This is a genomic window from Flavobacterium psychraquaticum (assembly GCF_034497725.1).
Lineage (GTDB): Bacteria > Bacteroidota > Bacteroidia > Flavobacteriales > Flavobacteriaceae > Flavobacterium > Flavobacterium psychraquaticum.
On record NZ_JAXKVR010000030.1, the window covers coordinates 600,243 to 613,419 of the forward strand.

At 33.2% G+C, this 13,177-nt stretch carries 15 protein-coding genes and 1 riboswitch; of the genes, 13 read left to right on the forward strand and 2 right to left on the reverse strand.

The genetic code is table 11. The features are described 5' to 3' along the window. Positions 1 to 20 precede the first annotated feature (20 nt). The 9 genes from T1L09_RS12450 to atpG all read left to right on the forward strand — a co-directional run bounded on the left by T1L09_RS12450 (position 21) and on the right by atpG (position 6,192). The gene (locus T1L09_RS12450; protein WP_322551293.1) at positions 21 to 380 is read left to right on the forward strand and encodes a bactofilin family protein; all 360 of its coding nucleotides are present in this window, start codon (positions 21 to 23) and stop codon (positions 378 to 380) included. Further along, entirely contained in the window at positions 380 to 601 is a 222-nt protein-coding gene (locus T1L09_RS12455) for an AtpZ/AtpI family protein (protein ID WP_322551294.1), read from the forward strand. The genes T1L09_RS12450 and T1L09_RS12455 overlap by 1 nt, the downstream gene beginning before the upstream one ends. Positions 602 to 607: 6 nt before the next feature. Beyond that, positions 608 to 976: a hypothetical protein gene (locus tag T1L09_RS12460; RefSeq protein ID WP_322551295.1), complete on the forward strand. Its 369-nt coding sequence runs from the start codon at positions 608 to 610 to the stop codon at positions 974 to 976. Positions 977 to 1,087: 111 nt separating this feature from the next. Then, a complete protein-coding gene (atpB, locus tag T1L09_RS12465; RefSeq protein ID WP_322551296.1) occupies positions 1,088 to 2,290 on the forward strand; it encodes a F0F1 ATP synthase subunit A in 1,203 nt (400 codons plus the stop codon). Positions 2,291 to 2,326: 36 nt separating this feature from the next. Further along, complete coding sequence (locus T1L09_RS12470; protein ID WP_014165720.1) at positions 2,327 to 2,521, forward strand: ATP synthase F0 subunit C; 195 nt, start codon at positions 2,327 to 2,329, stop codon at positions 2,519 to 2,521. Between the two features lie 83 nt (positions 2,522 to 2,604). Next, entirely contained in the window at positions 2,605 to 3,105 is a 501-nt protein-coding gene (locus T1L09_RS12475; RefSeq protein ID WP_322551297.1) for a F0F1 ATP synthase subunit B, read from the forward strand. A gap of 4 nt (positions 3,106 to 3,109) precedes the next feature. Beyond that, complete coding sequence (gene atpH, locus T1L09_RS12480; protein ID WP_322551298.1) at positions 3,110 to 3,643, forward strand: ATP synthase F1 subunit delta; 534 nt, start codon at positions 3,110 to 3,112, stop codon at positions 3,641 to 3,643. A gap of 23 nt (positions 3,644 to 3,666) precedes the next feature. Continuing rightward, entirely contained in the window at positions 3,667 to 5,244 is a 1,578-nt protein-coding gene (gene atpA / locus T1L09_RS12485) for a F0F1 ATP synthase subunit alpha (RefSeq protein WP_322551299.1), read from the forward strand. 90 nt (positions 5,245 to 5,334) lie between these two features. Continuing rightward, a complete protein-coding gene (gene atpG, locus T1L09_RS12490) occupies positions 5,335 to 6,192 on the forward strand; it encodes an ATP synthase F1 subunit gamma (RefSeq protein ID WP_322551300.1) in 858 nt (285 codons plus the stop codon). A gap of 134 nt (positions 6,193 to 6,326) precedes the next feature. On the opposite strand, the gene T1L09_RS12495 is transcribed toward atpG, so the two are convergent. Next, positions 6,327 to 7,640 carry a voltage-gated chloride channel family protein gene (locus T1L09_RS12495; protein WP_322551301.1) on the reverse strand — a complete coding sequence of 438 codons (1,314 nt, stop codon included), beginning with the start codon at positions 7,638 to 7,640 and terminating at the stop codon, positions 6,327 to 6,329. A 29-nt stretch (positions 7,641 to 7,669) separates the two neighbouring features. Continuing rightward, a riboswitch (Fluoride riboswitch) is annotated at positions 7,670 to 7,736 on the reverse strand. Positions 7,737 to 7,818: 82 nt separating this feature from the next. Continuing rightward, entirely contained in the window at positions 7,819 to 8,265 is a 447-nt protein-coding gene (locus tag T1L09_RS12500; protein WP_322551302.1) for a hypothetical protein, read from the reverse strand. 152 nt (positions 8,266 to 8,417) lie between these two features. On the opposite strand from T1L09_RS12500, the gene T1L09_RS12505 reads away from it, so the two are divergent. From T1L09_RS12505 to T1L09_RS12520, 4 genes are read left to right on the forward strand one after another with little or no spacing between them, the layout of a single operon-like run. After that, positions 8,418 to 10,760: a S9 family peptidase gene (locus T1L09_RS12505; protein WP_322551303.1), complete on the forward strand. Its 2,343-nt coding sequence runs from the start codon at positions 8,418 to 8,420 to the stop codon at positions 10,758 to 10,760. A gap of 1 nt (position 10,761) precedes the next feature. Continuing rightward, the gene (locus T1L09_RS12510) at positions 10,762 to 11,190 is read left to right on the forward strand and encodes a GNAT family N-acetyltransferase (protein WP_322551304.1); all 429 of its coding nucleotides are present in this window, start codon (positions 10,762 to 10,764) and stop codon (positions 11,188 to 11,190) included. Positions 11,191 to 11,192: 2 nt separating this feature from the next. Further along, positions 11,193 to 11,645 carry a hypothetical protein gene (locus tag T1L09_RS12515; RefSeq protein WP_322551305.1) on the forward strand — a complete coding sequence of 151 codons (453 nt, stop codon included), beginning with the start codon at positions 11,193 to 11,195 and terminating at the stop codon, positions 11,643 to 11,645. Between the two features lie 37 nt (positions 11,646 to 11,682). Next, positions 11,683 to 13,140 (forward strand): lipopolysaccharide biosynthesis protein, encoded by a 1,458-nt coding sequence (locus tag T1L09_RS12520; protein WP_322551306.1) that lies wholly within the window; start codon positions 11,683 to 11,685, stop codon positions 13,138 to 13,140. The last annotated feature ends 37 nt before the right edge of the window (positions 13,141 to 13,177 follow it).

The following is a 13,177-nucleotide window of genomic DNA, read 5'->3' on the forward strand; positions in this document are numbered from 1 at the left end:
AACACCAAACACCCCAAAAAATGTTTGATAAAATCAAAAACCCAGATCATATATTAGGAAAAACAAATAGAATCGTTGAAGGAACTTTTATCACCGGTAATATAGTGACAAAAGCAGATTTTAGATTGGATGGAAAATTAGAAGGCAACTTCACTTCCGAAGGTAAAATAGTGATTGGTCCCACAGGAGAAGTTTTTGGAGATATTGTCTGTAATAGTATTGATATTGAAGGTAAATTTGCAGGAAAGTTGCATAGTGAAGGATTGTTAAATGTAAAATCAAAAGCGCACATAACAGGAGAAGTTATTGTTGGAAAATTAGCAGTGGAACCAGGAGCTAAATTTGAAGCTAGTTGTGAAATGCGAATTGCCGCGAAATAATGGAACCCGAAAAGAAGCCTTCTAATAATTGGTTGGCATTAATTAACATTCCATTTCAAATGGGATTGATTATTTTTGCATTTTCGTATCTAGGTAGTTGGTTGGATGAGAAATATAAAAATTCATCCGAAATTTATTTTAAAGTGTTAACGCTGTTAGGTGTTTTTGTGGCAATATTTCAAGTGATACGCCAAGTGAATCAAATTAATAAAAACAAATAGTTGTATATGTCTGTTTATACCAAATCTTTTATTGTTGTTCTAGTGTTGATGGTAGTGCATTTTTTTGCTTGTCAATTTTTGTTTCCCGGTTTTAATATTTCAAATTTTATTGTGTCTTATGCCAGTCAGGCGACGCTTTCAGTTTTGTCGTTGTTGATTTTGTTGCAAATTGAAAAAAAGGCGAAAGAACAAATTGGATACGCTTTTTTAGGCTTATCTTCTGCAAAAGTGATTATTAGCTATTTTATTGCCACTCAGTTTTTATTTAAAGAGGCGATTATCGAAAAAGAAATAAAAGTTAATTTTTTCATCGCTTTTATGATTTTTCTTTGCTTAGATGCCTATTTTGTAATAAGATTATTAAACAAAAAGTGATTATTAAACAAAAAATCAACAATTGTTTAAAAATATGCAAATTAGCAAGCTGAAATATTAATAAAAATTGTACTTTTGCAAAAATTTTTAGGAAACATAAGAATAATAGTTATGATGATTTTAAGGAAACCACTTTCCATTTTAACGGCGATATTGTTTTTAACAAGTCCACTGATTCTTTCGGCTCAAACTACTGATTCATTACAAGTAGTAACGCAGACTGAAGAAATCACTACTGAAGAGATCACTACTGAAGAAGCTCACGTTGAAGTGCCGAAAACTGCAAAAGATGTAGTTTATGCTCACATGCAACATCACCTTCAAGATGATTATTATTTTACGTTCTTCTCAGATGAGGCAGAAGGTAAGCATTATGGATTTCCACTTCCTGTTATTTTAATTGATGGTGGGTTAAAAGTTTTTTCTGCGTCAAAATTTGAACACGGGGAAGCATTAGCGGAAGTTGATGGTAAATTTTACAAATTATTCCACGGAAAAATTTATGATACCAATTCAGCAGGTGACTTAACAATGGACGAGCACCATCATCCAACAAACACAATGCCATTGAATTTTTCAATGACTAAAAATGTAGTTGCTTTACTCTTTACTGCGACTTTAGTATTTTTCGCATTCTTAGGGTTAGCAAAGACTTATAAAAACGGACACAATAATTTACCAAAAGGATTCAGTAGAGCTTTAGAACCTTTAGTCATTTATGTTCGTGATGAAATTTCAAGACCAAATATCGGTGAGAAAAAATATAAAAAGTTCACACCTTATTTATTAACTGTATTTTTCTTAATCTTCGCATTAAACTTATTAGGTTTAACACCGTTAGGAATTAACGTTACAGGAAATATTGCTTTCACCTTGTGTGCAGCGGCATTTACTTTCTTTATTACACAATTTAGTGCAAACAAGGATTATTGGGGGCATATTTTTTGGATGCCAGGAGTGCCAGTTCCAATGAAAATTGTTTTAGCGCCTATCGAGGTTTTAGGGATGTTCACCAAGCCTTTCTCATTAATGATTCGTCTTTTTGCAAACATCACGGCAGGTCACACTGTAGTTATGGGGTTGATTGCTATCGTTTTCTTAATGAAAGAGCAATTAACAGCTGGAGGAGCTACGGCAGTTTCATTATTGCTTAGTATCTTCATTATGTTTATTGAGATTTTAGTTGCGTTTTTACAGGCGTACATTTTCACAATGTTGTCATCTCTTTTTATTGGAATGGCAGTTCAAGAGCATCATCATGATCACGAAACTCATCACGATGGGTTAGATCAAACTGACAATGCTATAGTTTAGTATAAATTTTGTTTAATTATATATAAATCAATTATCATGACAATTCCAAATTTAGTAGGAGCTGGTTTAATCGTAATCGGAGCGGGTTTAGGTTTAGGTAAAATTGGTGGTTCTGCAATGGATGCTATTGCAAGACAACCAGAAGCTGCCGGAAAAATCCAAACTGCAATGATTATCATTGGAGCGTTATTAGAAGGTTTAGCATTCGGTGCTTTAATCTTAGGAGCTTAATTTTAAAACAATACCTGCAGCGGTTGGCTGCGGGTGTTGTTTATTAAACAAATGTTTTAAAGAATTTTATAAAGAGTATATAAATGGATAAGTTAATTAACGATTTTAGTTATGGTTTGTTTTTTTGGCAAGTCATTATTTTATTAATATTAATTGTATTATTAGCTAAGTTTGCTTGGAAACCAATTTTATCAGCTTTAGCGGCGCGTGAAGAAGGAATTACAAATGCTTTATTAGCGGCTGAAAATGCTAAGAAAGATATGCAAAATCTTAAAGCAGATAATGAGAAATTATTGGCTGAAGCGAGAGCTGAAAGAGATTTGATGATTAAAGAAGCAAGAGAAATCAAAGATGCTATGATTGCTGATGCTAAATCTGAAGCTCAAGCTCAAGGAGATAAAATGATCGAGAACGCGAAAGCAGCTATCGAAAGTGAAAAGAATGCAGCAATGGCAGAATTGAAAAACCAAGTGTCGTCATTGTCATTAGAGATCGCTGAGAAATTGTTAAGAGAAGAATTATCGAACAAAGAAGCTCAAACTAAATTGGTTGAGAAAATGTTAGGTGACGCTAAATTAAACTAATATCATGGCAGGAACGAGAGCAGCAATTAGATACGCAAAAGCCATTTTGGATATTGCAAAAGTGAACAACACATCAGATGCAGTTAATGCAGATATGATCGCTATTGCAAATGCAATTAAAGACAGTGCTGAGTTAAAAAACTTTTTGATAAGTCCAATAGTAAAAGGTGAAATTAAATTTTCATCATTAAACGAAATATTCGCTTCTGTTCAAAAGGAAACAAAAGGGCTTTTTCATTTGCTTTTAGTAAATCAAAGATTTGAATTATTAAATGCTATTGCTTTGCAATTTACAGCTTTATATGATGAGCTAAACGGAATCGAAGTTGCTAAAGTAACTACTGCGTTTCCAATTACAACTGATTTAGAAGCGAAAGTTTTGGCTAAAATCGCAACGTTTTCAGATAAAAAGATTACACTTCAAAATATAGTAGATCCATCAATTATTGGAGGATTTATCTTAAGAATGGGTGACAAACAATACAATGCTTCTGTGGAAAACAGATTGCAAAATTTAAAGAGAGAGTTTAGTAAATAATATACCATTAAAGATATATCACAATGGCTGAAATTAAACCTGCTGAAATATCAGCAATATTAAAACAACAATTATCAGGTTTTGAATCTGGTGCTACGTTAGAAGAAGTTGGAACAGTACTTCAAGTTGGGGATGGAATTGCTCGTGTTTACGGATTATCAAACGCACAATATGGTGAGTTAGTACAATTCGATGGCGGATTAGAAGCAATCGTTTTGAACTTGGAAGAAGACAATGTGGGTGTGGTACTTTTAGGACCATCGACCGGAATCAAAGAAGGTTCAACAGTAAAAAGAACACAACGAATTGCTTCTCTTCAAGTTGGAGAACAAATGGTAGGTCGTGTTGTTGATACTTTGGGGAATCCAATTGATGGTAAAGGACCAATTGGTGGAACTTTATACGAAATGCCATTAGAAAGAAAAGCTCCTGGAGTTATCTTCCGTCAACCCGTAACTGAACCATTACAAACAGGAGTAAAAGCAGTTGATGCTATGATTCCAGTGGGTAGAGGACAACGTGAGTTGGTAATTGGTGACCGTCAAACAGGTAAATCAACTGTTTGTATTGACACGATTTTAAATCAAAAAGAATTTTACGATGCAGGAAAACCTGTATTCTGTATATATGTTGCAATTGGGCAAAAAGCTTCAACTGTAGCAAGTATTGCAAAAATGTTAGAAGAAAAAGGAGCAATGGCTTATACCATTATTGTTGCTGCTAATGCTTCTGATCCAGCTGCGATGCAAGTTTACGCTCCAATGGCAGGTGCTGCAATCGGAGAATATTTTAGAGATTCTGGTCGTCCAGCATTGATTGTTTATGATGATTTATCTAAACAAGCTGTGGCTTACCGTGAAGTTTCTTTATTATTAAGGAGACCTCCGGGCCGTGAGGCTTATCCTGGAGACGTTTTCTACCTTCACTCTCGTTTATTAGAAAGAGCTTGTAAAGTAATTGCTAATGATGAGATCGCTAGAAATATGAATGATTTACCTGATTCTATTAAAGGAATCGTAAAAGGTGGTGGTTCATTAACGGCTTTACCAATTATTGAAACACAAGCGGGTGACGTTTCTGCATATATTCCAACAAACGTAATTTCGATTACTGACGGACAAATTTTCTTAGATGGAGATTTATTCAACTCTGGAGTTCGTCCTGCAATTAATGTAGGTATTTCGGTATCTCGTGTTGGAGGTAATGCTCAGATTAAATCGATGAAAAAAGTATCTGGTACTTTAAAATTAGACCAAGCTCAATTCCGTGAATTAGAAGCATTTGCTAAATTTGGATCGGACTTAGATGCAGTTACTTTAAACGTAATTGAAAAAGGAAGAAGAAACGTTGAAATCTTAAAACAAGGATTAAACTCTCCATTTAAAGTAGAAGACCAAGTAGCTATTATCTACGCAGGTTCTAAAAACTTATTGAGAAATGTTCCTGTTGAGAAGGTTAAAGAATTTGAAAAAGATTATTTAGAATTCTTAAATGCGAAACATAAAGATACTTTAGATGCATTAAAAGGCGGTAAGTTTGATGATGCAATCACTGATGTATTAGAAAAAGTAGCTAAAGAAATTTCAGCAAAATACAATTAATAAAGTATATTGTATGTTGCATACTGTAAAGAGCTAAAAGCAATTTACAGTATGCAGTATGCAATTTTTACAATATACAATTTATAACAAATGGCAAACTTAAAGGAAATCCGTAATAGAATTACTTCAGTTTCATCAACGATGCAAATTACATCAGCGATGAAAATGGTTTCGGCTGCAAAGTTAAAAAAAGCGCAAGATGCAATTACTGCAATGCGTCCTTATGCAGAAAAACTTACCGAACTATTACAAAACTTAAGTGCAACTCTTGAAGGAGAAGTTGGAGGTGCTTTTACAACTCAAAGAGAAGTAAATAAAGTGCTTCTTGTAGCAATTACTTCCAATAGAGGTTTGTGTGGTGCATTCAACACAAATGTAATTAAACAAACAAAACTTGTTGCGGCTTCATACCCTGGAAAACAAGTAGATGTTTATGCTATTGGTAAAAAAGGAAACGATGTTTTGCGTAAAACTGTCAATGTAGCGGAAACGCAAATTGGTATTTTTGATCATTTAACATTTGAAAACGTTTCTGCAATTGCTCAAGAATTAATGGATAAATTTGTGGCAGGTGATTATGATAAAATCGAAATTATCTATAATGAATTTAAAAATGCAGCAACTCAAATCGTAAGAACACAACAGTTTTTACCATTAGCTCCTATTGTAGGTGGTGAAGTTATTGCATCTGATTATATTTTTGAACCTTCAAAAGAAGAAATTGTGATGACTTTGATTCCAAAATCATTGAAAACACAATTGTACAAATCTATTAGAGATTCATTTGCAGCAGAACACGGAGCACGTATGACAGCAATGCATAAAGCAACCGATAATGCTACAGAATTGAGAGATCAATTAAAATTAACGTACAACAAAGCACGTCAAGCCGCAATTACTAATGAAATCCTTGAGATCGTTGGTGGAGCAGAAGCTTTGAACAACTAGTTGTAATAAACATATTTAAAAAAGTCCTGATTCTTCGGGACTTTTTTGCGTTTATATTAAGTTGAAAAGAAGTAATATTTCAAAAGTTGAATTGTTTTCACTTATAAAATATCTTGAATTAGTTGAGAATGAAACTATTCAAGTTCATTCATATTCTTATTGATGTGATTAATAAATCTACTATTCTTGGCTTCGCCAATTTTTTGAGTAGAATAAATACTGTTATGTCCTGATAATAAGTAAGAAACAACACAAGCAATGGCTACATAAATTCCTGATTCTACACCAAAAAGCTCAATAGCCATTAACGTACAAGCCAAAGGTGTATTGGTAGCACCAGCAAAAACGGCAACAAAACCCATTCCGGCTAAAAGTGCGGTTGGAAGTGGAATAAAAAAAGATAACGCACTTCCTAAAGTAGCTCCTATAAAAAATAGCGGTGTAACTTCGCCACCTTTAAACCCTGCTGCTAAAGTTAGTATTGTGAGTGCCATTTTTATAGCAAAGTCATAAATGGGAAGTTGCTCTTCAAAAGATTGTAAAATTGTTGGAATTCCCAGACCAATGTACTTTGTAGTTCCCAAAGCTAAAACTGCTAAAGCCACAATAATTCCGCCAATAAAGGGACGAAGAGGCGGAAATTTGATTTTAGATTGAAACATTCTTGTCGAAAAATGGATTGTTTTACTAAATACCGCTGCACATAAACCAAATAAAATTCCGGCAATTATACTGTAGATAATGGGAAGTGCTCCACTTTCAGGCACAAAATCTATGTGATAATGCGTATGTTGAACTTGCCAAAGATCAGTTACTAAATCAGCAAGAATAGCCGATGCAAATGCAGGAAAAATCGCATTGTATCTTATTTTGCCAATTAGGAAAACTTCCAAACCAAAAACGGCTCCTGCTAATGGTGTTCCAAAAACGGAACCAAAACCAGCTGCTATGGCAGAAATAAGTAAAATTTTACGTTCGCTTTCAGTTAATTTAAAAGGTTTGCTAAATTGATCCGCAATCGAACCCGCCATTTGAATTGCAGTTCCTTCTCGACCTGCAGAACCTCCTAAAAGATGGGTTACAATAGTTCCAATGTAAACAAATGGAGCCATTCGAAAGGGAATAACTGCTTTTGGATTGTGAATGGTGTCGATGAGTAAATTATTTCCCGCTTCTACATCTTTTCCTAAATAATGATAGCCTAAACCAATCAACAAACCACCAATTGGAAGTAATGCAATAAGCCACAAATTAGCTTCTCTAAAATTAGTTGCCCAATCTAAAGTAACTAAAAATCCAGCGGAAGCAGAACCCACAAGAATACCGATCAGTGAACTAATCACCAACCATTTTAGGATATAAGGAACTGCTGGAAATTTTCTAAAAAATAAGCTAATTTGAATTAGAAATTTTTTAAGGGCTGATTTTTTTTGATGGCGATTGGTCATAATTATCCTGATTAAATGCTTTAACATTACTATAATCAGGCGTCATCAGCTTTTAAAAGCGGTTGGGTTAGGAAGAACACCATTTCCTATTTCGAGTGTAAATGTAAACTTTTATTTTTTTATGCGCAAATTTTATAAGATTTGTTCTTGTCTGCTAACTTAAAGGCTGCTACTGCTTTTATGCTATATCAGTATTGCTGTTTTTCTTATCCAAACGATGATTTTCAAACATTTCAATTGCTGATTTTAATAATCCAATAATTCCAATACCAAAAACAATTGTTCCATATGAAAGTTGTTTTAATGCCTCGTTTTTCGAGATATAAATGCCATAAAATCCAATCGAAATAATGAAAATTGCCATTATTGCTATTACAATAAGTGCTATTTTTCCCTTTTTTGGGTTTTCCCAAATCTTTCTAGAAAATTCGTTTTGCGTTTTTGTGGTATCTTGTAAAGTGGAAAGGCTAAGTCCTAAGCCCATAAATAGTAGTGTGTAATTGTAGTTTTCCCAAATGGTTTCAAAGCCAACAAAATAGGGTTTTAAACAATAATATATTCCTACAAGCATTGCAGGATACTGTAAGTAGCTTATTTTTTGAAAAGCATTTCTCGGATCAAACATGTGTTTTGTTAATTTTAATTGCGCTAACTTCTTCAAATATATTAAAAAAATAATTACATCTCGAAGAATTACATTCCGAAATCGAAACCAAAACAACCTTGTTATTTCAAACTTTATTTTTTGGTATATTTGTAAGAATCAAATGCCATCTAATGAAGAATTTCTTTACTCTTTTCGCTTTAATTACTGCTTTTTTCAGTTTCGCACAAGCACTTCAACTTGAAGATATTATGAAAGGAAACGAATTCATCGGGAATCAACCTGAAAATCACCGTTGGTCTGTCGATGGAAAAACAATGCTTTTCGATTGGAATCCAACTAATGAAATAGGAAATAGTACTTATTTTTGGAATACAAATTTAAATGCGCCACAAAAAGTTACAACAGCTAATCCAATATATGCTATCGATTACGATGCTTCCCAAAAGCAATTTGATGTAATTTATTATACGAATCAAGGTGTTTTGTATGCTTATACGAAAGCTACGAAAAAAACTAAAAAAGTACTTCATTCTACTGACAGAATTACCGCGATAGTTCGAAGCATCAATCCGAATATAATTTTCTTTCAGCAAAACAGAAATGTCTACCAATTGAATACCCAAGATTTTTCGATTATTCAATTGACCAATTTCAAATCAGGAAAAGAGAAAGCAAAAGCTGACGAGACGGAAAGTTTCTTGCAAAAGCAGCAAGACGAATTATTCCAATTTGTTCGCGATGAAAAACAAAGCACCAAATGGTATGAAGATAAATCAAAATCAAAAAAAGAATCGTTTCCGAAAGAAATATTTTACGATAAATCGATTTTAGAACAAATAAAACCTTCACCAGACGGGAAATTTATAACCTTCCGAGTTTCCGATTATCCAACGCCAGCAACTACGAATGTGGAAAATTTCATCACCGCTGATGGTTATACTAGACAGGATAAATCGAGATCAAAAGTGTCTTTAGAAAATTTCAGTATGCACAAATTAGGAATCTTTAATGTAGAAAAAGACACCACTTATTACGTTTCTTTTGCCGATTTATCAGGAAGTAAAGACACACCAAAATATTATCAAGAATATGACAATTTAAAAGACAAATCGGATTATGAAACGGGCGTTATTATGCAAAGTCCGGTTTATAGTAAAGATGGAAAAAATGCTGTTTTAGAATTGAGAAGTCAAGACAATAAACATCGTTGGATTGTTCAGTTGGACTTGAATTCAGGAAAAATTACCGAATTAGATCATCAACACGATGAAGCTTGGATTGGCGGACCAGGAATTCCAGGTTATAATTTCGGTGGTGGAACCTTAGCTTTTATTGATAATTCCACGATTTATTTTCAATCAGAAGTTTCAGGTTTTTCACACTTATATACTTTAAATCTACAAACGAAGAAAAGAGAAACCTTGACAACTGGAAAGTGGGAAGTTCGAAATGTTACATTGGCAAACGACAATAAATCATTTTACATTACGACGACGACAACCCATCCGGGAAACAGAAGTTTTTATAAATTGGACATAGCTTCAAAAAAAATGACGGGAATTCTAACAAACGACGGAAATTACGAAGTAGAACTTTCGCCTGACGAAAAAAATCTTTTAGTACGTTATTCCTTTAAAAATAAACCTTGGGAATTATATGTTGGAGCTAACAAATCAAACGCCGATTTAAAACAAATTACGTTTTCCACAACTTCTGAATTCAAAAAATACAATTGGGCTTCACCCGAAGTCATTACATTTAAAGCTTCGGATGGAATCAATGTGAATGCAAGATTATATCAACCAAAAACTGAAAACAAAAATAAAGCCGCGATTATTTTCGTACACGGAGCCGGATATTTACAAAACGCTCACAATTATTGGAGTTCGTATCATCGCGAGTTTATGTTTCATAACTTGTTGACGGATTTAGGTTATACCGTTTTAGACATTGATTATCGAGCAAGTGATGGGTATGGACGTGATTTTAGAACTGGAATTTACCGTCATATGGGTGGAAAAGATTTATCAGATCATTTAGATGGAAAGAAATATTTGGTTGAAAATTTAGGAATTGATAATGATCGAGTTGGAATTTATGGTGGTTCTTACGGCGGATTCATTACTTTGATGGCTTTATTGACCGAGCCGGGCGAATTTAAAGCAGGAGCAGCTTTGCGTTCAGTTACCGATTGGGCACATTATAACCACGGTTATACTTCTAATATTTTAAATTTTCCAGAAACAGATCCCGAAGCGTACAAGAAAAGTTCGCCTATTTATTTCGCCAATAATCTACAGGATAAATTATTAATGTTACACGGAATGGTAGATGATAATGTGCAATTTCAAGATGTTGTTCGCTTGTCGCAACGTTTCATCGAATTGGGTAAAAAAGATTGGGATTTAGCTGTGTTTCCTGTTGAAGCACACGGTTTTACAGAAACTTATTCTTGGGTAGATGAGTATAGAAGAATTTTGAATTTATTTAATAAAAATCTCTTAGAAAAGTAAAATGAATCAGCTAAAAGAACTTACAACGATTGAAGAAATGGTAGCACAATTGCCTATTATTAAACAATTATATCCCGATTATACTATTGAAAAATACAAATCTTTGTTAGAGCAAATGGTTCCTAATAATTACAAGCAGTTTATTGTCGTTCAAGAAAACCAAACAGTTGGTTTGGCAGGATTTTGGATAGGAACTAAATTGTGGTCCGGAAAATACCTGGAATTAGATAATGTAGTAGTTCATCAAGATTTTCGTTCGCAAAAAATAGGGAGTATAATGACAAACTATTTAAATCAGAAAGCAATAGCAGAAAATTGCAATATGATTGTACTCGATGCATTTACTACTAATTTCGGGGCGCATAAATTTTATATGAATCACGGATACGTTCCGAAAGGGTTTCATTTTGTGAAATTTTTAAACGAGTAACTATGAAAAAAATAATATTCTTTTTGGTGTTATATGTTGTTGCTTCGTGTGCGCCAACAACTTCGGTTATGGCAGAAACAGGAACTAATATAGAGCAAGCTTACTACGAAAAATGGGTTGCTGGTATGCGTAATGGAGGAAAAGGAATCAATTTCTATCTAGATTTAAAAGCGCCATTTTCAAAACATGCTCAACTTAAAAAGCTTATTTTTAGAGGTTACGAAGTGGATTTTATACAGGTTGATGAATTGCATTATAAAGCTACCATAATAACAGCAGATAATTCAGAAACGGAAGAAAGTGGAAATATAGCTATAAAACCTAGTCCGCAAGTAAAGTCGAAATTAAGCGATAATCAAGCGTTATTTCTTTTTGATTATGATGGAAAACCGGCCCAACAAGAATATAATAAGGTACTAGAAAAAGGAATGCTAATTTATCCGGTCGCAAGATAAAGGAATTAATTATATTTGTCCTTTAAAACGAAATCCATTGAGTTTATATAAAAGTCTTTTCAAACAAACTGCAATTTATGGCATAGCCACAGTTTTGCCGAGAATGTTGAGTTTCTTATTAGTGCGCTTGCATACTGATATAATGGAACCAGCAAATTATGGAGAAATTACGACCTTAATGGCTTATATGGTTTTTCTAAACGTGTTGCTTTCCTATGGAATGGAAACGTCTTTTTTTAGATTTTACAACAAAGAAACAGATAAAGATTCGGTGGTAGAAACTTCGACTTTATCTGTTTTTTGGACTTCTTTAGTTTTTCTAGTTATTGCATTATTTGCAAGAGAAAATATTTCAACGCTTCTAGAGGTTAAAGTAGATTATGTAATTTATGCCATTTGGATATTGGTTTTAGATGCATTAAGTACAATTCCATTTGCAAAATTAAGAGCTTTCCAACGACCGAAACTTTTTGCAATTATAAAATTTCTAAATGTAGGTCTGAATTTAGGGTTAAACTTTTTCTTTTTATACTTTTTACCGAAGATAGTAACGGCTAATCCGGATTCGATTTTAGCCTCCTTTTATGTAGAAAATTTCCAAATTGGTTATGTTTTATTAGCTAATGTATTCGCAAGTTTAGCCACATTGCTTTGTTTTTTGCCAGATTACATCAAACTAAAATGGATTTTCAACAAAGTGCTTTGGATTCAAATGTTGAAATATGGGTATCCAATCCTAATCGCAGGTTTAGCTTTCGGAATAAACGAACATTTAGATAAAATTTTATTAGATATTTTCAATGTTTCTAAAGCAGATATTGGCGCTTATGGCGCTTGTTATAAATTAGGATTGTTTATGGTTTTGTTCCGAACGGCTTATAGTTTAGGAATTGAACCCTTCTTTTTCAATCACGCTAAAGAAGAAAATGCAACTACAACTTTTGCAGAAGTGACCAAATATTTTGTAATTGTGGGTTCGTTAATGACGCTTTGTATTGTAGTATTTATTGATGTGTTGAAAATAATATTAATTGAAAACAGTGACTATTGGCCAGCTATAAAAGTGGTGCCTTTGATTGTTTTGGCAAACTTTTTTTTAGGAATTTATACCAATTTGTCCGTTTGGTATAAATTAATCGACAAAACAAAAATGGGAATGTACATTTCGATTGTCGGTGCGATAATTACCTTACTTTTAAATTTCTTGCTGATACCAATTTGGAGTTATATGGGAAGTGCCGTTGCCACAATTACGGCTTACGGTACTATGATGGTAATTTCTTATTATTTAGGAAATAAATATTATCCAATTCCGTACGATTTGAAAAAAATCGGAAGTTATTTGGGGTTAGCGATTCTGTTATCAGCCATTTCTTTTTACATTCCAATACTTAGAGAAACCTATATTTTTGGTATTTTAGCCATTATCTTTTTTAGCTATTTTATTTATAAAAACGAAAAGCAAACCATTTTAACCATTTTAAAACGAAAATAATATTTTTATATTGAGATATAAGAAGAAAATTTTCTCA